Source organism: Kribbella sp. NPDC055110, from assembly GCF_053607525.1.
In genome coordinates, this window is the sequence record NZ_JBSGTS010000004.1 from 292,433 (window position 1) to 311,034 (window position 18,602).

26 protein-coding genes are annotated in these 18,602 nt (G+C 67.4%); 15 read left to right on the forward strand and 11 right to left on the reverse strand.

The genetic code is table 11. From position 1 onward, the window contains the following. Window positions 1–8: 8 nt before the first annotated feature. The gene (locus tag ACWF0M_RS09230) at window positions 9–1,214 is read right to left on the reverse strand and encodes a DUF6986 family protein (RefSeq protein ID WP_452235102.1); all 1,206 of its coding nucleotides are present in this window, start codon (window positions 1,212–1,214) and stop codon (window positions 9–11) included. A 113-nt stretch (window positions 1,215–1,327) separates the two neighbouring features. On the opposite strand from ACWF0M_RS09230, the gene ACWF0M_RS09235 reads away from it, so the two are divergent. Beyond that, a complete protein-coding gene (locus ACWF0M_RS09235) occupies window positions 1,328–2,089 on the forward strand; it encodes an IclR family transcriptional regulator (RefSeq protein WP_452235103.1) in 762 nt (253 codons plus the stop codon). Between the two features lie 9 nt (window positions 2,090–2,098). Here the strand turns inward: ACWF0M_RS09235 and ACWF0M_RS09240 are convergent, their stop codons facing one another. Both ACWF0M_RS09240 and fgd read right to left on the reverse strand, forming a co-directional pair. Further along, window positions 2,099–2,674 (reverse strand): GNAT family N-acetyltransferase, encoded by a 576-nt coding sequence (locus ACWF0M_RS09240; RefSeq protein ID WP_452235104.1) that lies wholly within the window; start codon window positions 2,672–2,674, stop codon window positions 2,099–2,101. Between the two features lie 10 nt (window positions 2,675–2,684). Further along, window positions 2,685–3,689: a glucose-6-phosphate dehydrogenase (coenzyme-F420) gene (fgd, locus tag ACWF0M_RS09245; RefSeq protein WP_452235105.1), complete on the reverse strand. Its 1,005-nt coding sequence runs from the start codon at window positions 3,687–3,689 to the stop codon at window positions 2,685–2,687. A 91-nt stretch (window positions 3,690–3,780) separates the two neighbouring features. Here fgd and ACWF0M_RS09250 point away from each other — a divergent pair, with 91 nt between their 5' ends. From ACWF0M_RS09250 to ACWF0M_RS09260, 3 genes are all read left to right on the forward strand, one after another. Further along, window positions 3,781–4,104: a hypothetical protein gene (locus ACWF0M_RS09250; protein WP_452235106.1), complete on the forward strand. Its 324-nt coding sequence runs from the start codon at window positions 3,781–3,783 to the stop codon at window positions 4,102–4,104. Window positions 4,105–4,417: 313 nt separating this feature from the next. Beyond that, a complete protein-coding gene (locus ACWF0M_RS09255; RefSeq protein WP_452235107.1) occupies window positions 4,418–5,251 on the forward strand; it encodes a carbon-nitrogen hydrolase family protein in 834 nt (277 codons plus the stop codon). Between the two features lie 37 nt (window positions 5,252–5,288). Further along, window positions 5,289–5,792 carry a methylated-DNA--[protein]-cysteine S-methyltransferase gene (locus tag ACWF0M_RS09260; RefSeq protein WP_452235108.1) on the forward strand — a complete coding sequence of 168 codons (504 nt, stop codon included), beginning with the start codon at window positions 5,289–5,291 and terminating at the stop codon, window positions 5,790–5,792. Here the strand turns inward: ACWF0M_RS09260 and ACWF0M_RS09265 are convergent. Next, window positions 5,734–6,627, reverse strand: coding sequence for a DUF72 domain-containing protein (locus ACWF0M_RS09265; protein WP_452235109.1), 894 nt, complete (start codon window positions 6,625–6,627; stop codon window positions 5,734–5,736). The genes ACWF0M_RS09260 and ACWF0M_RS09265 overlap by 59 nt on opposite strands. A gap of 20 nt (window positions 6,628–6,647) precedes the next feature. On the opposite strand from ACWF0M_RS09265, the gene ACWF0M_RS09270 reads away from it, so the two are divergent. Further along, entirely contained in the window at window positions 6,648–7,586 is a 939-nt protein-coding gene (locus tag ACWF0M_RS09270; RefSeq protein WP_452235110.1) for a phosphotransferase, read from the forward strand. 83 nt (window positions 7,587–7,669) lie between these two features. Here ACWF0M_RS09270 and ACWF0M_RS09275 read toward each other — a convergent pair whose 3' ends face one another. Both ACWF0M_RS09275 and ACWF0M_RS09280 read right to left on the reverse strand, forming a co-directional pair. Beyond that, complete coding sequence (locus ACWF0M_RS09275) at window positions 7,670–8,044, reverse strand: hypothetical protein (protein ID WP_452235111.1); 375 nt, start codon at window positions 8,042–8,044, stop codon at window positions 7,670–7,672. Between the two features lie 177 nt (window positions 8,045–8,221). Beyond that, a complete protein-coding gene (locus tag ACWF0M_RS09280) occupies window positions 8,222–8,608 on the reverse strand; it encodes a hypothetical protein (protein ID WP_452235112.1) in 387 nt (128 codons plus the stop codon). A gap of 122 nt (window positions 8,609–8,730) precedes the next feature. On the opposite strand from ACWF0M_RS09280, the gene ACWF0M_RS09285 reads away from it, so the two are divergent. Next, on the forward strand, window positions 8,731–9,075 hold the full coding sequence (locus ACWF0M_RS09285) for a ClpX C4-type zinc finger protein (protein ID WP_452235113.1): 345 nt from the start codon (window positions 8,731–8,733) through the stop codon (window positions 9,073–9,075). 6 nt (window positions 9,076–9,081) lie between these two features. Here the strand turns inward: ACWF0M_RS09285 and ACWF0M_RS09290 are convergent, their stop codons facing one another. After that, window positions 9,082–9,936 carry an alpha/beta fold hydrolase gene (locus tag ACWF0M_RS09290; RefSeq protein ID WP_452235114.1) on the reverse strand — a complete coding sequence of 285 codons (855 nt, stop codon included), beginning with the start codon at window positions 9,934–9,936 and terminating at the stop codon, window positions 9,082–9,084. Window positions 9,937–10,000: 64 nt separating this feature from the next. Between ACWF0M_RS09290 and ACWF0M_RS09295 the strand changes: the two genes are divergently transcribed. Further along, on the forward strand, window positions 10,001–10,399 hold the full coding sequence (locus ACWF0M_RS09295; protein ID WP_452235115.1) for a cytidine deaminase family protein: 399 nt from the start codon (window positions 10,001–10,003) through the stop codon (window positions 10,397–10,399). On the opposite strand, the gene ACWF0M_RS09300 is transcribed toward ACWF0M_RS09295, so the two are convergent. Together ACWF0M_RS09300 and ACWF0M_RS09305 are read right to left on the reverse strand one after the other, a co-directional pair. Then, complete coding sequence (locus ACWF0M_RS09300; RefSeq protein WP_452235116.1) at window positions 10,385–10,507, reverse strand: hypothetical protein; 123 nt, start codon at window positions 10,505–10,507, stop codon at window positions 10,385–10,387. The genes ACWF0M_RS09295 and ACWF0M_RS09300 overlap by 15 nt on opposite strands. Window positions 10,508–10,872: 365 nt before the next feature. Next, on the reverse strand, window positions 10,873–11,622 hold the full coding sequence (locus tag ACWF0M_RS09305) for a phosphotransferase enzyme family protein (RefSeq protein WP_452235117.1): 750 nt from the start codon (window positions 11,620–11,622) through the stop codon (window positions 10,873–10,875). Window positions 11,623–11,693: 71 nt separating this feature from the next. Between ACWF0M_RS09305 and ACWF0M_RS09310 the strand changes: the two genes are divergently transcribed. The 4 genes from ACWF0M_RS09310 (at window position 11,694) to ACWF0M_RS09325 (ending at window position 13,768) form a co-directional block, all read left to right on the forward strand. Then, on the forward strand, window positions 11,694–12,128 hold the full coding sequence (locus tag ACWF0M_RS09310) for a VOC family protein (RefSeq protein WP_452235118.1): 435 nt from the start codon (window positions 11,694–11,696) through the stop codon (window positions 12,126–12,128). A gap of 2 nt (window positions 12,129–12,130) precedes the next feature. After that, on the forward strand, window positions 12,131–12,433 hold the full coding sequence (locus ACWF0M_RS09315; RefSeq protein ID WP_452235119.1) for a hypothetical protein: 303 nt from the start codon (window positions 12,131–12,133) through the stop codon (window positions 12,431–12,433). Window positions 12,434–12,527: 94 nt separating this feature from the next. Next, window positions 12,528–13,109 carry a helix-turn-helix domain-containing protein gene (locus tag ACWF0M_RS09320; RefSeq protein WP_452235120.1) on the forward strand — a complete coding sequence of 194 codons (582 nt, stop codon included), beginning with the start codon at window positions 12,528–12,530 and terminating at the stop codon, window positions 13,107–13,109. Beyond that, a complete protein-coding gene (locus ACWF0M_RS09325) occupies window positions 13,106–13,768 on the forward strand; it encodes a DUF6036 family nucleotidyltransferase (RefSeq protein ID WP_452235121.1) in 663 nt (220 codons plus the stop codon). The genes ACWF0M_RS09320 and ACWF0M_RS09325 overlap by 4 nt, the downstream gene beginning before the upstream one ends. A gap of 28 nt (window positions 13,769–13,796) precedes the next feature. On the opposite strand, the gene ACWF0M_RS09330 is transcribed toward ACWF0M_RS09325, so the two are convergent. Beyond that, complete coding sequence (locus tag ACWF0M_RS09330; RefSeq protein WP_452235122.1) at window positions 13,797–14,462, reverse strand: Type 1 glutamine amidotransferase-like domain-containing protein; 666 nt, start codon at window positions 14,460–14,462, stop codon at window positions 13,797–13,799. Window positions 14,463–14,577: 115 nt separating this feature from the next. Between ACWF0M_RS09330 and ACWF0M_RS09335 the strand changes: the two genes are divergently transcribed. Both ACWF0M_RS09335 and ACWF0M_RS09340 read left to right on the forward strand, forming a co-directional pair. Beyond that, complete coding sequence (locus ACWF0M_RS09335; protein WP_452235123.1) at window positions 14,578–15,117, forward strand: GNAT family N-acetyltransferase; 540 nt, start codon at window positions 14,578–14,580, stop codon at window positions 15,115–15,117. Window positions 15,118–15,228: 111 nt separating this feature from the next. Next, entirely contained in the window at window positions 15,229–16,164 is a 936-nt protein-coding gene (locus ACWF0M_RS09340; protein WP_452235124.1) for a hypothetical protein, read from the forward strand. Between the two features lie 533 nt (window positions 16,165–16,697). Here ACWF0M_RS09340 and ACWF0M_RS09345 read toward each other — a convergent pair. Further along, window positions 16,698–16,910: a hypothetical protein gene (locus tag ACWF0M_RS09345; RefSeq protein WP_452235125.1), complete on the reverse strand. Its 213-nt coding sequence runs from the start codon at window positions 16,908–16,910 to the stop codon at window positions 16,698–16,700. Between the two features lie 310 nt (window positions 16,911–17,220). Here ACWF0M_RS09345 and ACWF0M_RS09350 point away from each other — a divergent pair, with 310 nt between their 5' ends. Together ACWF0M_RS09350 and ACWF0M_RS09355 are read left to right on the forward strand one after the other, a co-directional pair. Beyond that, entirely contained in the window at window positions 17,221–17,391 is a 171-nt protein-coding gene (locus ACWF0M_RS09350; protein WP_452235126.1) for a hypothetical protein, read from the forward strand. Between the two features lie 102 nt (window positions 17,392–17,493). Next, window positions 17,494–18,198, forward strand: a complete 705-nt coding sequence (locus tag ACWF0M_RS09355; RefSeq protein ID WP_452235127.1) for a hypothetical protein — start codon at window positions 17,494–17,496, stop codon at window positions 18,196–18,198. Window positions 18,199–18,602 lie beyond the last annotated feature (404 nt).

The window sequence follows — 18,602 nt, forward strand, 5'->3', positions numbered from 1 at the left end:
CGGCGAGGCTAACTCTCCGGGACTGCTCTGCGCGCCAGCTTGGCGAGCTCGGTGTCGTCGAACTCGGACGTCTCGATCGCGCCGCACTCGATGCCGCGCAGTACGAAACCGGCGAGCGCGGCAGCTGTCGCGGGCTCGTCGAGGTAGCCGGACTCGCCGTCACCCAGGTACGCGCGGAGACGTCGCGCAGCCTGGTCGAAGCCTTCCAGGTAGAACAGGTAGGTCGCCGCGAAGCGGGTCGGGAGTTGCGCAGGGTGCATGTCCCAGCCCTGGTAGATGCCGCGTGCGAGCGAACGACGTACCAGCCGGAAATGCAGGCGCCAGGCGTCGTGGACCGCGTCGCCGACCGGGAGAACGTTGGTCGAACCATCGGATACGAACACGCCGGTGCCAGCCGCGGCCAGCTGCATGACGTCCTTGGCGTGATCGGCGACCGGATGCTCCATGCTCTGGTACGCCGCCGCGACGCCGAGCGAGGCGGAGTAGTCGTAGGTGCCGTAGTGCAGACCGGTGACGCGCGCGCCGCCCGCCTTGATCATCCGGGCGATCAGCGCGGTGCCGTCGGCACCGAGGATCGCTTGCGGGGTCTCGACCTGGATCTCGAACTTCAACGGCGGCAGGCCGTACTGATGCTCGAGCGTCTCGAGTACGAACACCATCGCCTCGACCTGCTCGACCGACGTCACCTTCGGGAGCGTGATGACGAAGCCGTCGTCGATCGCGCCGAGGTTCTTGAGGAAGAGGTCGAGGGTTCGCACACCGCGACGCCTTGTCGGCGCCTCCAGCGACTTGATCCGCAGGCCTTGGTACGGCGTCTGCTTGTTGGCGGCGAAGACCTGAGCGGCAGCGATCGCCGCGGCGTCCTCCTCGTCGTCCGGGCGGTTGCCGTAACCGTCCTCGAAGTCGACGCGGAGGTCCTCGATCGGCTCGCGCTCGAGCTTGGCCCGGACACGGTCGTACACGTCGTCGGCGAGGTCGTCCGGCAGATCCAGCACCTTCGCGAGCTCCGCGGCCGATCCGCCGTACTCGTCGAGGGCCGCGCACGCCTGCGCACCCCAGTCCGCCACCGTGCGTACGTCGTACCGATCGGCCGGAACGTACACGGTGTGGACCGGCTGCCGGACCCCGCGATCGCCGCGATAGTCCGCGGCCAGCGCCGTGTCCGCGGCCGCCAGCCGCCGGTCGAGCTCGGTCACCAGGTCATCCAGGCTCACTGCCGCCTCCTTTTTCCGTATTGTGGAGACTAATATCTACCTTGCGGAAGACACAAGCACCCGAGCTTCCGATATCTGGCGCTAAACTTCCGTGATCCGGAAAGGTGGTTGTCATGGCGGAGACGAACGGCAAGGGACGCACCGGCAGCGTGCAGTCCATCGAGCGCGCCTTCGGGCTGCTCGAGACGATGGCCGACGCGGGCGGGATGATGGGCCTGTCGCAGCTGGCCGCGGCCTCCGGCCTGCCGCTGCCGACGATCCACCGGCTGGTCCGCACCCTCGTCGACCTCGGCTACCTGCGTCAAGAGCCGTCCCGGCAGTACATCCTCGGGCCGAAGCTGATCCGGCTCGGGGAGAGTTCGTCGCACATGCTGAGTGTGTTCGCCCGGCCGCATCTCGCCCGGCTCGTCGACGAGCTCGGCGAGTCCGCCAACATGGCGATGCTCGACGGCGACCAGATCGTGTACCTCGCGCAAGTCCCGTCGCGGCACTCGATGCGCATGTTCACCGAGGTCGGCCGCCGCGTCCTGCCGCACTGCACCGCGGTCGGCAAGGCGATCCTCGCCCAGTACCCCGACGCCGAGGTCCGCGACCTCCTGCACCGCACCGGCATGCCGCAACACACCGACAACACCATCACTACCCCCGACGCCTTCACCACCCAGCTCCACCACGCCTCCGACGTCGGCTACGCCATGGACGAAGGCGAACAGGAAGTCGGCGTCCGCTGCGTCGCCGTGGCCGTCCCCGACGCCCCAACCCCGCTGGCCATCTCCATCTCCGGCCCCGCCGGCCGAATGACCGAATCCCTCGTAGCCCAAGCCGTCCCCCTCCTGACCCAAGCCGCCAAGTCTCTCTCCGACGACCTCCACTGAAGCGAGGGGTCAGGGCGCGTAGGTTCGCCAGTGTTCGGTTAGTTGGTAGCCGAGGGACTGGTTGGCCTGGAGGCTGGCTTGGTTCGCGGCGGCTCCGCCGGTGCTGAAGCGGGTGATGCCGATGTCGAGGAAGGCGAGGATCGAGGCCGCCTTGACGGCCTGGGCCACGCCGCGGCGGCGGTGGCTAGCCAGGACCGACGTGAAGGCAGTGTCGCCGAAGCCGTCCTTCTCGCGCATCACGGTCGCGCCGACAAGCCGGTTGCCGTCGAAGGCGCCGAACACCCGGTGCTCAGGCCACAGGCCCTCGACATCGGCGAGCTCCCCGACGGCGCGGTGTGTCGCGGGCGTGTAGGGATAGTCGGACTCGTTCGACTTCTCCAGCGCGTACAGGACCGCGGCCGATTCGGACCCGAGTTCGCGGAGCGTCAGTCCGCCGGCGGTAACCCGGCGTACGGCGGTCTCCAGCAGCTCACGGTCCGGGTCGAACAGCCGCACCGCCCAGGACTCGGCGACCACGCGGTACCCGGCTGCTTCCAGCTCGGCGCACCGCGGGTCACCGTCCTGAACGATCTCGAATTCGGCCACGGGGTGATTGTCAGCCCAGTTTGCGCAGCAGCGGAAGAACATCCTCGGTGAACTGGGTGAGGAACCGCTCCTGGTCGTTCCCCGGACCGTGGACGACGAAGTGGTTGAAGCCGGCGTCGAGGTACGGCTGGAACTGCTTCACGACCTCCTCCGGATCCGACGCCACGATCCACCGCTTCGCGACCTGCTCGATCGGCAACTCGTCGGCGAGCCGCTCCATCTCGGTCGCACTCGTCACGCTGTGCTTCTGCTCCGCGGTCAGCGACAGCGGCGCCCAGAAGCGGGTGTTCTCCAGTGCGAGTGCCGGATCCCGGTCGTACGAGAGCTTGACCTCGAGCATCCGGTCGACGTCCTCGAACGTCTTCCCGGCCTTCTCGGCCCCTTCGCGTACGGCGGGAATCAGCTGCTCCGTGTAGAGCTCCATCCCCTTCCCGGACGTCGCGATGAACCCGTCACCGGCGCGCCCGGCGTACCGCGCGACGAGCGGCCCGCCCGCGGCGACGTACACCTTCAGCGGGGTCTCGGGACGGTCGTAGATGAACGCGTCCACGGTCTTGTAGTACGGCCCCTCGGAGCTGACGCCGTCCTTCGTCCACAGGTCGCGGATCAGCTGCACCGCCTCCCGCAGCCGGGCGAACCGCTCCTTGAACTCGGGCCACTCCCGCCCCGACACCGCGATCTCGTTCAGCGCCTCACCGGTGCCGACGCCGAGCATCACGCGCCCGGGGTACAGCTCGCCGAGCGTCGCGAACGCCTGCGCGATCACGGCCGGGTTGTACCGGAACGTCGGCGTCAGAACCGACGTACCGAGCAGCACCCGGTTGGTCCGCTCACCGACCGCCGCCAGCCAGGCGAGCGCGAACGGCGCGTGGCCGCCCTCGTGCCGCCACGGCAGGAAATGGTCCGACACGGTCACACTGTCGAGCCCGAGCTCCTCGGCCCGAACGGAGTACTCCACCAGATCCCGCGGCCCGAACTGCTCCGCCGAAGCCTTGTACCCGACCCGAATGCTCACCCTCTGCTCCAAACGTCGTCTGCGCGTACTCCGGAAGACAACCGCGCCCGGGTCCGACTTTATGCCGCCCGGGGTCGCTAACATCCAGAACGTGAACGCAAGTGAAGCGCGAGTGCTCGGTTTGATCGGTACGACGTTCCGCGCGGCGCAGCTGCCGACGATCCGCGTCACCGTGCCGGCCGCGCTCGCCGAGAGGGCTGTCGCCGCGTGGCAGCGGGACGCCGCGGACGCCGTACCGGAGCTGGAGCGTCCCGAGGATCGGGTCCGCCGGCAGCGGGCCGGAACGCTCGCACTGATCGGTCTCACGATCACCGAACGCGGGCAGCTGGACGCCGACGGGAACACCGTCGTCGACCTCAGCCCCGAGCTGGTCGGGGTCGCGATGGACGCGGCCGACGACGTACACCTGCGCTGATTCGGAGAGCCTGATTGACTCCGGCCGCGGGGCTCGGCGAGGATGTTGGTCCGGCGCGGCCCGCGCCTCACCTTCGTCGACCGGCCCCAGCGCGGTCACAGTGAGAAGGCAAAGGGACTTCCTGTCTCGGGCCGCTCGTCCTGGTCTGCCGCCTCGACGGGATCGCTGGGGGATCGCGTGCGAGTGCGTGGAAGGCCAGATGACAGCGCACAGGAACTTCAAGCAACGGGTCCGAGCCCGCGCCGCGAAAACCGGCGAGTCCTACACGACTGCCCTCCGGCACTTCCGTCCGACTCCACAGGGAGAACCAGACATGCCGGAATCCTTACGAATCGCCGTCGCCCAGTCGACGATGCGCGACGACCCGACGAACGCCGACGAGCTGCGCGCGGGCGGCGCCGAACTCCGCGACTTCATCAGGCAGGCCGCCGCGGCCGGTGCCCGCCTGGTGCATTTCACCGAGGGCGCGATCTGCTTCCCGAGCAAGCGGGTGCTGTCGTCGCTCGGCCCGGACGAGGTAGGTCCGTCCGACTGGACCAAGGCGCAGTGGTCGGTGTTGCAGTCCGAGCTCGACCAGATCAACGCACTCGCGCGGGAGCTCGGGATCTGGGTGGTGATCCCGTCGGTGCACCAACTGCCGGAGGGGCGCCCGCACAACAGCATGTACGTCGTGTCCGACCAAGGAAAGGTTGTCGCCCGGTACGACGAACGGACGCTGTCGACCACCAAGGTGACGTGGATGTACACGCCGGGGAAGCAGCCGGTGACGTTCGACGTGGACGGCTTCCGTTTCGGGCTCGCGCTCGGACTGGACGTGCTGTTCCCGGAACTGTTCGTGCAGTACGACGAACTCGGTGCGGACGGCGTCCTGGTGTCGTACGCGACCAATGGCGTCTCAGGGCACGAGCATGTCGCGGTCCAGGCGCGCGGTTGCGCCGTGAACAACACGTCCTGGATCAGCTTCGCCGTCGGCGCGAACCCGACCGGCGGGCTCTCGTCCGGCGTGATCGACCCACGCGGTGAGTGGGTGGCCCAGGCCCCGGGCGACGGTTCACCGGCGATCGCGCTGACGGATCTGCACCACGCTGAGCCCACCCGGATCGGTCGTGAGTTCCGGCGGCGTACGCGGGAGCGCATCAACTCGTAGAGCCTCACAGGTCCGGGTGCTGACGCGTTCTATCTGTATGAACAGGCATGCGGTGGTCAGCACCCGGATCGGGGAGCTCACGGTGGTGGTGTCGGAGGAGGACGTGCTGGTCGGCGTCTACTTTCCGCACCACTGGGTGAAGCCGACGGCGGAGACGCTGGGTGAGCGGGTCGAGGCGTCCGACCCGCTCATCGCGGTCGTCGTCTCGCAGTTGGAGGAGTACTTCGGCGGCTCGCGGGTTTCGTTCGAGCTGCCGACCCGGTTGGAGGGCGAGGAGTTCCAGCGGCGGGTGTGGTCGGTGCTCGAGGAGATCCCGTACGGCGAGACGACGACGTACGGCGAGATCGCGGCGCGGCTCGGTGAACCGGCACACGCGGCGCAGGCGGTGGGGAAGGCGGTCGGACAGAACCCGCTGTCGATCGTCGTCCCGTGCCACCGGGTGATCGGGAAGAACGGGTCGCTCACCGGGTACGCCGGCGGTCTCAAGCGGAAGCAGTTCCTACTCGACCTGGAGGAGCCGGTCGGCGCTCGACTGTTTTAGTTTCAGGCACCGCTCTGATCCCGAGGCGGTGCGCCAAGCGCTCGGCGTCGTACGGCGCATGCACCTTGACGTCGTTGTCGAAGTACACGTACGCGTCGCAGTTCCAGGAGCGGATCTTGCGCGCCCAGCGGTCGAGCGACTCGTCGTCGTACCCGCTCACGTAGAGCTCGTCGGCGCCGTGCAGCCGGACGTACGCGAAGTCGGCCGTGACGTCGTCGAACATCGGCCACTTGCCCGCAGTGTCCGCGCACACCACCGCGATGTCGTGCTCCCGCGCGAGCTCGACGAATCCGTCGGTCTTGAAGCTGTCATGCCGTACTTCGATCGCGTACCGGAGCGGCCCGTCGACAGCCGGCTCGAGCAGCGCCCGGCCTTCCATCCGTTCGTCGTGACGCTTGGCGTGTTCGGCTGCCTCAACCGTTTTCCGAGGCAACTGCGCGAAGAAGTCCGCACACCGCGCAGCGTCGTACTGGAAATTGGGCGGTAGTTGCCAGAGCACCGGCCCGAGTTTGTTGCCCAGCGCAAGGACTCCGGACGCGAAGAAGTTCGCCAACGGTGCGTCCACGTCGGCCAGTCGCTTGAGATGCGTGACGAACCGCGGTCCCTTGACCGAGAAGACGAAGCCGTCGGGCGTCTCGGCGTACCAGCGCTGGTACGACTCGGGGCGCTGGAGGGCGTAGAACGAGCCGTTCAGCTCGATCGAGTTCAGCCGGGACGACGCGTACTCGAGTTCGGCCCGCTGCGGCAGCCCGTCGGGGTAGTAGACCTTCCGCCACGGCGGGTAGCGCCAGCCCGAGATCCCTACTCGGTACGGGGAGTCCGGCCAGCGCGTCATCCCTCGATTATGGTCCCGGGATGGAGATCAACCGCGGCGCATACCCGGACGCGTTGACGCCTTGGGACGATCCGTCCTGGCGTACGACGGCCCTCGGCTGGCTGGACGCGCAACTCGACGAACTCGGCGTCCGCGAGACCGGCCCGCGGCAGGTTCGGGTCCGGCCGTGGTCGGTGCTCGTCCGGATCGAGGCGGTGGACCCGGTGTGGTTCAAGGCGGCCTCGCCGGGGAGTGCGTTCGAGGCCGGGCTGGGCGAGGCGTTGTCGTGGTGGACGCCGCAGCACGTCCTCACGCCGCACGCCGTCGACGCCGGCCGCGGGTGGTCGCTGCTGCCATCCGGCGGGTCGGTGCTGCGCGGTCTGGGGGCTGGGCCGCGCGAGTGGGAGGAGGCGTTGACGCAGTACGCCGATCTGCAGCGGGCGCTCGTACCGCGGGTGGAGGAGTTGCTGCGTCTCGGCGTACCTGATGCTCGGGTTCTGGGGCTGCCGGCGATCTTCGACGAGGCCGTGGCCGGGAACGCGACGTTGGATGCGGCGGATCGGGAACGGTTGCGGCTGTTCCGACCGCGGTTGGTCGAGTGGTGCGAGGAGCTGGCGGCGATCGGCGTACCGGATTCGCTGGATCATGCGGATCTGCATGACGGTCAGATCCTGGTTGCGGGGGCCGGGCGGTACACGTTCTTCGATTGGGGTGACGCGAACGTCGGGCACCCGTTCTGCAGCTTGCTCGTCGCGCTCGAGCGTGCCGCTGAGGAGCACGGTTCGGACGTTGTCGCGCGGTTGGAGGACGCGTACCTCGAAGGGTGGTCGGGTCACACGCTTTCCGACCTCCGCCGCGCGGCCGAGCTCGCCCGCCGGCTCAGTCAGCTGACGCGCGCCGGCTCCTGGGCCCGCCTGTTCCCGACCGCCGCCCACATCGGCGACCCCGAACGCGCCGCCGCGCTACTCCGGTTGCTCTGACCTCCAGGCCATCACAATTGCCGCGATCGCGCGTGCTCACGCCTGACCGCGCCGGCGACGGCGCGATTGTGATGGGCTGGCGATCAGGTCGGGATCCACGTCGGCCACCACGGCGGGACGTTGCCGGGGCAGGTGCCGGGTGAGGCCGCGGGGGTGCCTTGCCAGGAGAACAGGGCGAGGTCGGCGATCGCGATCGCGATGGCGGCGGCGATCAGCGAGAACAGGAACGCCTTCCCGGCGTACCGGAAGACGACGGTGAACAGCACCAGGTTGACGATCAGCGCGATCGGTACGCCCAGAAACAGCAGCGTCAGCCCGTTCGGCACGCTCCCGGTGACGTCCACCTGGCACGCCTTCCACGCCCGCGACACCAGCACCACCAGCCCGAACGCCGCCCCACCACCAACCACCACCGCAAGGAACGACTCCCCCTTGCTCCCCTTCGCCGCAAACGCCATGAACATCACGGTAAGTGATCCACCGGCCCACCGCGTGCTCACCCGTCCAGCGGACGAAGGTCGACCGAGGCAAGAACCCACCAAAAGCCGACAACTACCAGCGAATGCCGAGCGCGGCATGCGCACCTCGGCCCCCGTCCCGTTCGCGAACCACCGCGCTAGCCAGTCCCATGGCGGTCAGCTCGGGTTCGGGCGGAGCCACAGCATCGTGGTGAAGTCGAGATCCTCGTGCGGTACGACGACCACCTGGTGCTCGTCCTCGTAGAGCACGCGGCCCGGTGCGGTCGACTCGTAGCGTTCGCACGGGAGGTTGTGCGCGGCGAGGATCGCCAGGTAGCCGGGGATCGGCTCCATCAGGTACGCCGCCGACGTCTTGAACCACGCGGCCGCGAGCAGGTTGTCGTAGACGGTCGGGTCGACGGTCGTCGGATTCGCGTACGTCGCGTCGTACCAGTCGTTCGTCGTACGCCGGAACTGTTCCTCCTCCGCACTCAGATACCCCCGGTTCCCGAGCATGTTCACCAGCCCGAAGATCCCGATCCGCCGCCCCCGCCGATCTGGCACCGGACTCTGATACCGCACAAACACCTCCACCCTGCAGATTCTGCCTCGCCGTTGACTCGTCGGGTTGTCAGGTTTAACCTGACAAGCGTGTCAGGGAAACCCTGACAGACTGGAGGTTTGGGATGCCGGACAACGTGTTGCGGTGTTCGTTCTGCGGGAAGACGCGGGACGAGACCGAGCGGCTGATCGCCGGGCCGGGGGTGTTCATCTGCAACGAGTGCGTCGACCTGTCGGTGCGGGTGATGAACGAGCAGCCGATTCCGTCGTTTCCGCCGCTGGACGGAAAGAGTGACGAGGAGTTGCTGGCCGACATGGTTCGGCTCGACAAGTCGCGCGGGCAGGTCGAGGCCGCCGTACAGGATCGCGTACTCCGCCTGCGCTCCCGCTCGGTCACCTGGGCCCGGATCGGCGCGGCCCTCGGCATCAGCCGCCAATCCGCCTGGGAACGCTTCTCAGGCGAGGAGTAAGCCGCGTCAGTTCGCGTGAAGGAAGGCGGCGATCTCGGCGGCGTACCGCTCGGGCTCCTCGACGTTCGGGAAGTGGGCGCTCTCGTCGAACACGCGGAGCTGCGCGCGAGGGAGGCGGGTCGCCAAGTCGCGACACGCATCGACGCCCGCGTTGCGATCCCAGAAACCGATCAGCACCAGGACCGGTACGTCGAGCGCAGCGATCTCATCGACGAGCGGCACCGACCGCGGAGGTTCCTTCGCCAGCGCGGCCGCCATCTCGCCCGTGTTGATCAACCCACTCTCGGCCCACAGTTCGCGGACCCGCTTGGCCGCTGCGGGCTGGTGGAACAGGAACCGATCGATGGTCGGCCGGTCGACGACGTCCCAGACGGCGCGCGGCCCCGAATCCGCAACCGCCGTACGGATCGCGGCCCGCATCTCGTCGTCGGCGGCGACCGCCTCGAAGCCCGATCCCCACGGCGACGGGGTGAGCGGGCCGGCCAGCGCGGTGCCTTGGAGGATCAGCCGGTCGACGCGGTCCGGGTGCGCAACGGTGTACTCGGCCGCGAGGTCTCCGCCGAACGAGATGCCGAGCAGCGTGATCCGCGGTAGCTCGAGCTGCTGCCGCAGCTGTTCCAGATCGTCGACCAGCAGCGGTACGTCGTACCGGCCGTCCTGATCGCTGCGCCCGGAGCCGCGCTGCTCGTAGTACACAACTGGCCCGAGTTCCTCGAGCAACGGCCCCGTCAACTGCTCGAAGTCGTAGATGAACCCGCCGGGCCCGCCATGAACCACGACGATCGGCGTACCTGCCTGTGGATCACCGACCACGCGCACCCAGTGCCGCACCCCGTTGAGCACCACGTACGACTCGGCCATCACCGCAGTCTCACACGCCAAATCCGTTGGTTTCGACTGCGCTAGCGTTGCTAGGTTCTCGGGGGTGATCAACGACGAGCTCATCGATGCGGCCGCGGCCGTGCTGCATCCGTATCACGTCGGCGATCGGATCTTCGGCGATGTGGCGTCGGCGCTGGTCACCGAAGCCGGCAACGTGTACGTCGGCGTGTGCATCGACACCGCTTCTGGCACGGGGTTCTGCGCCGAGCATGCCGCCATCGCCGCGATGGTGACGGCCCGCGAGTACAAGATCGCGAAGATCGTCGCCGTCTGGCGTGGCGACGGCCCGCTGCACGTGGTGGCCCCGTGCGGCCGGTGCCGCGAGTTCATCCGCCAGATCGACCCGTCGAACCTCGACACCGAGGTGATCCTGGACAGGCGCCGTACGACACCCCTCCGCGCCCTCCTGCCCGAAACAGACTGGCCGTCAGCCCTCGACTGACCGCAACCAGGGGTGGTCGGAGATTATCTCGCGAAGCCCGTAGAGGTGGGCCCAGTACCGGGCCTCCTCGGCTTCGGCCGACGACCGCGCCATCGGCTCAGGAGTCATGCCCGCAACGATCCCCGCCGCGCGCCCCGCGCCGCAAACGTATTCCGGGCCTGCTCCTAAACGCGGCTTCGGCGCCTCCGGGGCCATAGCGCGACGGCGATCGCGAAGAGCGCGACGGCTCCGACGAGGTCGAACAGATTGCCTCGGCGAACGGCCGAGACAATGCCGCCAAGTCCAGCGAGAACGAAGAACACGGCGATCAAAATCCGCAGCACAGTCATTCCCCCACCCCCTACCCGCTAGATCGGGCGCCGTCCGGAAAGCGTTACGGCGGACGTGCGCCACTCACCAACCCCGACCCGCGGTGCAGGTCCACGCGGGGCGGGTGGGCTGGGAGCGGGGTTGGTGAGTGGTGGAGGTCCGCCCTACAGCAGCACCCTGACCCAGTCGTCGTGGTGGGCCTCGATGTACTCGGCCGTCGGACCCCAGTGGTCGGCGTGGCCCTCCGCGTAGAGACGTGCCCACGGCTGCTGTCCGGTGCGGTGGCCGTGGACCAACAGGTCGTACATGCCCCGCGTGTGGGCCGCGATCTGCGCTGGGAAGGCGCGGCGCTGCTCCGGATCGAGCCCGTACCCGTCAGCGAGCGCCCGCAACCGCGGTCCGTCGACGTCGACGTTGCCTCGCGCCACAAACGGTACGAACCCGTGAGCGGCGTACCCGAGATCCCACAACCGCGACGCAGGCCCCGCGTTGTCCCAGTCGATGAACACCCAGCGTTCACCGTCGCGCACCAGATTCCACGGAGCGAGATCGTTGTGACAGATCAGATCGCCACCGGCCGGGTCCGGGACCGCGACGTCCCACACGGTGCCGGCGGGCGGTTGGAAGCTCTCCATCGCGTCGTGGAGTTCACGAATCAGCCGACCGACCCGGGCCAACTCGTCCAGCGAGAACGGCGGCATCGTGTCGGCCAACGCACCCGGAATGTATTCGAGAACATGGCGCCCCTCCGCGTCCCGCCCCAACGTGCGCGGCGCCCCGTCGAAGTCGGCGAGATGGGCAAGCACAGCCTCAACCCTGGCCGTCTGAACGAGCGCCGGCTTCCGCACCGTCGTACCGACCCGAACGACCCGATCCGCGACGTTCCCTCCCGTCAGCACCTCTTCGGCTTCCACGCGCGACATCATGCCCGGCCGCCCGCGTTATCTCGACAGACATTTGCCCCGCGCGCCTTTACGGTGGTCGCATGGCAACGGTCAGGCAGGTTCAAATCACCTTCGACTGCGCGGATCCGGAGCGCGTCGCGCGTTTCTGGTGCGAGGTGCTCGGGTACGTCGTACCGCCGCCGCCCCCAGGCTTCGCGAGCTGGGAAGAGTTCGACCGCGCGCAGCCGCCCGAGCGTCAGGGGTCCGCGTTCGCCTGCGTCGATCCCACCGGCGCCGGCCCGCGACTGTTCTTCCAGCGCGTGCCCGAAGGCAAGGTCGTCAAGAACCGGGTACACCTCGACGTACGCGTCGGCACCGGCCTCGTCGGCGAAGAACGCCTGGCCGCCCTCGAAGCCGAATGCGCCCGCCTCCTCCCCCTCGGCGCAATCCGCGGCCAACTCCTCGTGGCCGACGAAGAAAACGAGTCCTGCCTCAACATGCAAGACATAGAAGGCAACGAATTCTGCCTCGACTGAACATGCTTTTCTCAGTTCTCACCTTGGGATTCGAGGTCCTCGAGAACCGGCCCGACTGGCCGGTTCTCACCATCCGCGTCGACGGCAAGAACCCGTTCGCACACATCGCGAAGGAATGGCGTGGCTTCGATCCCGCCGAGATTCTCGGGCCGGAGTCGCCGCTCGTACCCGACGACGCCGGCCACGAAGGCAACTCCTGGGACCTCCCGGACATCCACTTCGAGCGGGAGCAGTACCTCACGGAGGTACGCCGCATCACCAGCGACCGCTCCTGGGAAACACCGCGACGACCCAGAAGTCGGTGAACGGACCGGCCGCGTCGGTCCGCACGAGGAACAGTTGGCTCAGCGAGGCGGCGCGGCTATTATCTGATTAGATAACAGCCTCAGGAGTGCGGACATGGACAAGGACAATCAGGCGGTCAGCGAGCTGCTCAACCGCGCTCTCGCCGAGAGCGGGCTGTCCCAGGCAGCGTTCGCCACGGCCCTCGGCACTTCCGCGTCCCGCTTCTCCACGTACCGATCCGGCAGGACCAAGCCGACGGCGCAGTTCTTCCTGCGGGCCGGGCGAATTGCGCATGCCCTGCACGCGGCGCGTGAGTATCGGATCATGACCGCTCCGGCGACCGCGACGGCAATCCGCGAGGCGAGCGACGAGGAATGGGCGTGGCGGATGCTGCTTCAGGGCCGCGACCACCTGCGCTTGCTGCTGGAACGTCACGATGGTTCCGAAGCGGCCTGGGAGGCAGCACCGGGTACGACCGGCCACGCAGGCTTCGACGCACTCCTCGCCGTCCTGACAGCGCACGAATTCGAGGCCGTCGGCGAGGACCCGCCCGACTGGACCAAGGTCAATCCGCTCCCGGACCGCTGGATTCCTGAACATCCGTTCCTGGACCACGACGAGATCATCGAGCAAACCCCGGACTACCTGGCACAAGCCAACATCTTCGTCCCAGCCCGCGACCTGGCGACAGCATGAGCGACAGCCGCAACGAATTCAGAGCCGGCGAAATCGTCGACCTCCTCTCCGAACTCGACAGGCGTCTGAAAGCGCGTGGCATCTCTGCATCGATCTTCGTCGTCGGGGGCGCCGCGATCGCGGTCACCTCGAACGACGATCCGCGCCGTACGGAAGATATCGACGCCATCACCCGTGATCAGGCCGTGGTTGACGAAGCCCGCGCGATGGCAAGCCAACGCAAGCTCCCCGAAGACTGGCTCAACACCCGAGCCGGTCCGTGGATGCCGCCGCTGCCCGAAGGCGTATTAGAACGCGGCGACGCGCCCGGGCTGCACATTGCGTACGCCACCGACGAGTTCCTGTTGGCTACCAAGTTGGTTGCGCAGCGCCGCAAGGACGCCGCCGACATCGTCACTCTCACCAGGCGCCTCGGGATGGGCAATGCATCGGCTGCCGACTTCGAACAGGTGATCCATCGCTACTACACCGACGAGGATTCGCTCGAATTCATCCTCGACGGCAGTGACACCGATCGCGAGATCCATCTCCTCGCGGTCAGGGCCGAGCGGCTGCTGGCCAATAGCCAGACCGACTCGACACCTGCGACACCAACTGATCGCGCCGAGCGGTCAGCCGTACGTCGCATGGATCGCCCGACCTCCCACGAGCGGAGTTAGCCGGCAGGCCGCTCTGAACGGCTGAGTGCTAGGCGGGGAAGGCTTTCCAGTGGCCTTCGGAGATGATTTCTGTGGTGCCGTTGGCCACTTTGATCGCGGTTTGTTCGTCGATGGCGTACGACGGGCCGCCGATGCCGGCCGCCCAGGTTTCCGCGTTGGCCAGGGTGTTGTCCGGCATGCTCTCGTCGTCCAGGTGCGGGAAGATCGAGAAGTCGACGACGCCGAGGGTGCGGTCGTCCGGCGCGGAGGCCCACGAGACGAAGTCGTCGCCGATCCGCGGTGTCATCACCATGCTGCCGGCGCTCACCCCGACCCACACCGTGTCGGGCAGTGACGGCAGGAGGTCGTACAGGCCTGACTGCCGCATCCAGTGGCACAGGTACGTCGCGTCGCCGCCGTCCACCAGCAGTACGTCGGCCTCGCGGACCCACGGCACCCACCGCTCCGCGCCGATGCTGGGCAACGCGGTGAGTTCGAGTACGCCGACGGATGCCCAACCCAGGCTGGGCAGGTGCCAGGGAGGTGCGCCGACGACGGAGCCGCGCACCGACACCGGACCGAGCATCTGATGGCCCCACATCGCCGTCGGGATGAGCAGCGCGCGGGACTCGGCGATCGGCTTGCCCAGCAGCTCGACGAGCGCGTCGCGGATGCTCGAGTTCGTGATGCCCCCGGATGTAAGAAGAAGACGCATACCCTGACTCCTCGTCTTGGCAGCCTCGACCGGCCGCCGTTCACCTGTTCTACGAACGCCGCGTTCCAGTTCCGACACCCTGTCAGAAATACGGGCCTCTGTTAGCGTGCCGCGGATGGAACCCCTGGCACTCGTAGCGTGGCCGCCGGAGCCGATCAAGACCGAGCGGCTCGTACTCCGAGAGTCCGAGGCACGGGACCGTACGGCGTTCATCGAGCTGCTCGCCTCGCCAGAGGTGAACACGTACCTCGGCGGACCCCGCCCCCGGGACGAGCTCGAGCGCGAGACGCCTGAGGTGCCCGGGCAATCGCCCGGGAGTTTCGTCGTCGAGCTCGACGGGACGATGATCGGCGTGATTCTGCTCAGGAGAGCAACCAAGCACCGCCCGGCGGCCGTGGGGAAGGCCGATCTGGGCTACCTCTTCCTGCCGCGGGCGTGGGGATTCGGGTACGCCGCGGAGGCGTGCGCGGCGGCCCTCGACTGGTTCGACGGCGTCCTCCCGGGCGAGCCCGTGGTGCTCGCGACCCAGACCGCCAACGTCGGCTCGATGCGCCTCGCGGCGAAGTTGGGGTTCACAGAGGTAGAACGGTTCGAGGCCTGGGGTGCCGAACAGTGGCTCGGCATGCGACGTCCGCCTGAAGAAACCGTCCACTAGCGTCACCTGATGCCGCAATGCCCGCCTGCGAGACCGCTCGGCCCGGATGCCCAGGGCCAGTGGGTCCGGCGTTGGACGTCACCGTCGTGGACACGGACCGTTGACGCTTGGGTGAGTTGCCGGCTGGCCGAGTACGGCCGGCGGATCAGTGGCGAACCGGTCACCTACCGAGCCCGCTTCTGGTCAGTGGTCCGCTGCTATCCCACCGTCGAGGGCCTGGTGTGGTTCAAGGAGAACAATCCGGGACATCCGTTCGAGGCCGGTCTCGTCGCGACGCTGGCACAGTACGCGCCGGATGACGTGACCGTGCCGATCGCAGTGGATCGCGAACGCCGCCGGCTGCTCACGGACGACCATGGATCGACGCTGACGCATCCGGACGTCGAGGATCAGGCGACCCGGCGCACCGTCGTACAAGCCCTGGCCCGTCTTCAGTGCAAGCTCCTCGGCCGCCTCGACCCGACCGAGCACGCTGGTGTGATCGAGCTGGCGCCCGCCACGGCCGGCGACCGAGTGCGCGCCGTGGCCAAGGAGTGGGCGACCCTGCCGCCCGGGCATCCGCTGCAGCACGAGCCGGATCAGTTCGCACGAGCTGCGCGCGCCGCCGACGTACTCGATCGACAAACCGTCAGCGAGGTCGTTCCACTCGACCTGGAGATCAACGACGTGTACCCGGCGAACATTTTCGCGGACCGTTCAACCGGCGTACTGCGGCCGCGGTTCTTCGACTTCGGCAACACGCTCTGGGGTCACCCGTTCGTCTCGCTGCACGGTTTCCTCGACTCGGTCGAAGAATGGAACTGCGCGCCATTGTCACGCGTACACAAAGCCGCGCTGTGCGACGACTACCTGGCCGTCTGGCGCGATCACCTCGACGCGGACCCGCAGCTCCTCCGACACGACCTCGCCGCCACGGAGGCGCTGCTCGGCGTACACAAGCTCGTCTCCTGGCTGCGCCTCATCCCGTACGCCGACCCACTCGAGCTCCAAGCCCGCGCCGAAATCCCCCGGAAGTACCTGTCCACGGTCGCCGCACTGGCCGACTAGAAAACACAAAAGCCCAGGTCAGCGGACCGATCCTGGACTTTCACGAAGCGCGCTCGGAGGGATTCGAACCCCCAACCTTCTGATCCGTAGGAGCCTGCAGTACTTGCTGCTAACCGGCGCGGACGGGGAGAACCTGCGCCGCGTTGGCGGTCTGACGCTCGCTGACAGGGGTCGTTGGGTGTCAGGTTGGGGTCACCGAACCAAGCGGCATGATTCCCGCGCGGTCACCAACGACCCCGGCTGATCATCCGAAGCCAGAAGAGGACCGAGCCCGTTGTGGCGATAACCGCCCAGATCGCCCCGGCCAGCGCCCACGGCCACCAGTGCCCGGCCGAGCCCGCCACCGTCGCCGCCTGACCAATCAGGAGGGCTGACGGGACGATGACTAGAACCATCGCTGACCTCTTGAATGCGAATTCCCAATCCTGCCCGCGGATGAAGCGACGTATCCGTTCTCCACGGCGGCCAGGCGCAGGTTCAGGGGTCACGCGACCATTGTCACCGCTCGACAGCCTCACGTGGAGGGCACGCGCTCAGAACGAGAACCAGCGACCCACGAATCCGAATGTCCAGCGCGCGGAGTCTGACAGCCCCCGCTTGAGACTGCGACGAACAACCGAGACGATCAGAGCCAGACCACCGAACGCGGCCACGACGAAGATCAGTAGACCGGCTGCCGTTGCAACATCCGCTGTGATCGCCGCGACTACAAGCAGTACGCCGAAGAGCGCCAGGCCAACGATCACGTCGCCTCTGTCGGCCCCGAGCCCCAGCGGTCGCCGAGTTGGTTCGTCTGCCACACGCCTAAGTATGCGGGCGAGGGGCTGAGGCAGAAGCGTGCCGGCGTGCCACCTGCCGACGGTCGGAGGCCAAGTCATCCTCGCCCGTGTCATTACGAGTGCCGCGACGGCTGTCCACCTCGTTTGCCAGGACAGCGCAATGAAGAGTCCGCGCCCCTCAATCAGTCCGCAGGTGAACACTGCCGTTCATGGGCCTGTTAGCAGAGGTGTTAGCAACTCGGGCGGATAGATCCGATCAGCTGAGCAGCGAGGAGTAGTGTCCGAGCATCTACAGAACCAGCACAAGGTCATGGAGCCGTTGGCAACCAAGAAGGTCCAGGGAATCCGACCCACTCCCGTCGAGGGGCAGGCCGTCCTGGACTTCAATGACAGGCACAACGGCCTTCTTGATGAGTTCGTTGTCGCGGCCACCAAGTTCGTCGACTGACGAAGTACCTGCGTACTTCGGAACCGACCGGGACCGATGCGCGTCACCCCTGCAAGTGAGTCGACTCACTCAATGCTGCACGACTCCAGAGGAGGTGTGGAGATGGATGACAAGTTCACGCCGGTACTCCTCGCGTCGGTTCTAACCCTCATGGCGACTGTCCTGGTTAAGGCGTTCGTGATCCCCTGGGTGCAAGCGCGGACCCGCCGCATCGAGCGCTGGGAAACCTCGGTCGTAGAACTTGCGAGCCTCGTGGACGACACATTTCCAAGGGTTGTCGCCGAGTTCCGCTCCGCCGCCCAGACCGAATTGATCTATCGCTCAATACTGGATAATCCCGACTTCGATCAGGACCGCCTTCGAGAGGCGCTTCCGCAGGCCAAGACCGCCCGCCAGCAAGCTGACGACATCGTCGACCAGCACAGACGCCGCCTCAAGATACTGGTCAACCGCGTGGCAAAGCGGCGCAGTCGAGCAGTGTTCTGGGCTGGGTTCCGCACGCGGGAATTGCTCATGGATTTCAAGCTGAGCAACGTCACCTCCAGCATGGTCATGGACGAATTGCAGTCCCCGGACGATGAGAAGTGGACGACCGCCTGGGCGGAATACCAGGCTTCCGCGAAGGAGTTCAGCGACCTCGTGGACGAACTGGCTTCGGCGATGCGACCTCCGGCGCTCGAACTACGGAAGCGATTCCTCAGGCGCAGCAAGACCTGGTTGAAGGCACACGTCGGGAGAGGTAGCCGCCCTTCTGCCGCAGTCACCAGCGGAGACAACCCCGACACCACACCTGCCCCGTCCCCCTGATAGCTGCCAAACCAGGTCAGCGCGGTGCGGGTCAAGAGTCGGCTTGCCGATCCCGTAGGGACGCGTAGCGCTCTCGACGCCTGCCGTGCTGGCCGTACGATCGGGCGGCAGGGGGACGGGGCTACCCACCGTCGATCACCAGGACTCGGATGATGCCGGCGCTCTTGGAACAGACGATCCTTGGTCCGTCTCCGCGCGGGGTGGGCGAGGTTCGGCCGGCAGGCCGCATGGGCTCGCCCACCCGCGCCGAAGGCGCGCCTTGATCCATAAGAGGGCAATCCGGCAGAGGGGCAGGGCGCCCCGGCCAACGGTCCGGCGTGCGACGAAGGCCCGCTGGAGATGGATCACCGACCGCATCCTTGCTCGGTTGGTCGCCGGGCCCGAGCAAGCGTTCGGAAGTCAGC

Excerpts from the sequence above, each read along its gene's own strand:
- ACWF0M_RS09290 (WP_452235114.1), bottom strand. The coding sequence starts at position 9,936 with ATGGCCGAGTCGTACGTGGTGCTCAACGGGGTGCGGCACTGGGTGCGC.
- ACWF0M_RS09315 (WP_452235119.1), top strand. The coding sequence starts at position 12,131 with ATGCTTTTCTCAGTTCTCACCTTGGGATTCGAGGTCCTCGAGAACCGG.
- ACWF0M_RS09255 (WP_452235107.1), top strand. The coding sequence starts at position 4,418 with ATGCCGGAATCCTTACGAATCGCCGTCGCCCAGTCGACGATGCGCGAC.
- ACWF0M_RS09265 (WP_452235109.1), bottom strand. The coding sequence starts at position 6,627 with ATGACGCGCTGGCCGGACTCCCCGTACCGAGTAGGGATCTCGGGCTGG.
- ACWF0M_RS09320 (WP_452235120.1), top strand. The coding sequence starts at position 12,528 with ATGGACAAGGACAATCAGGCGGTCAGCGAGCTGCTCAACCGCGCTCTC.
- ACWF0M_RS09285 (WP_452235113.1), top strand. The coding sequence starts at position 8,731 with ATGCCGGACAACGTGTTGCGGTGTTCGTTCTGCGGGAAGACGCGGGAC.
- ACWF0M_RS09330 (WP_452235122.1), bottom strand. The coding sequence starts at position 14,462 with ATGCGTCTTCTTCTTACATCCGGGGGCATCACGAACTCGAGCATCCGC.
- ACWF0M_RS09260 (WP_452235108.1), top strand. The coding sequence starts at position 5,289 with ATGAACAGGCATGCGGTGGTCAGCACCCGGATCGGGGAGCTCACGGTG.
- ACWF0M_RS09235 (WP_452235103.1), top strand. The coding sequence starts at position 1,328 with ATGGCGGAGACGAACGGCAAGGGACGCACCGGCAGCGTGCAGTCCATC.
- ACWF0M_RS09355 (WP_452235127.1), top strand. The coding sequence starts at position 17,494 with ATGGATGACAAGTTCACGCCGGTACTCCTCGCGTCGGTTCTAACCCTC.
- ACWF0M_RS09310 (WP_452235118.1), top strand. The coding sequence starts at position 11,694 with ATGGCAACGGTCAGGCAGGTTCAAATCACCTTCGACTGCGCGGATCCG.
- ACWF0M_RS09325 (WP_452235121.1), top strand. The coding sequence starts at position 13,106 with ATGAGCGACAGCCGCAACGAATTCAGAGCCGGCGAAATCGTCGACCTC.
- ACWF0M_RS09275 (WP_452235111.1), bottom strand. The coding sequence starts at position 8,044 with ATGGCGTTTGCGGCGAAGGGGAGCAAGGGGGAGTCGTTCCTTGCGGTG.
- ACWF0M_RS09270 (WP_452235110.1), top strand. The coding sequence starts at position 6,648 with ATGGAGATCAACCGCGGCGCATACCCGGACGCGTTGACGCCTTGGGAC.
- ACWF0M_RS09300 (WP_452235116.1), bottom strand. The coding sequence starts at position 10,507 with ATGACTCCTGAGCCGATGGCGCGGTCGTCGGCCGAAGCCGAGGAGGCC.
- ACWF0M_RS09335 (WP_452235123.1), top strand. The coding sequence starts at position 14,578 with ATGGAACCCCTGGCACTCGTAGCGTGGCCGCCGGAGCCGATCAAGACC.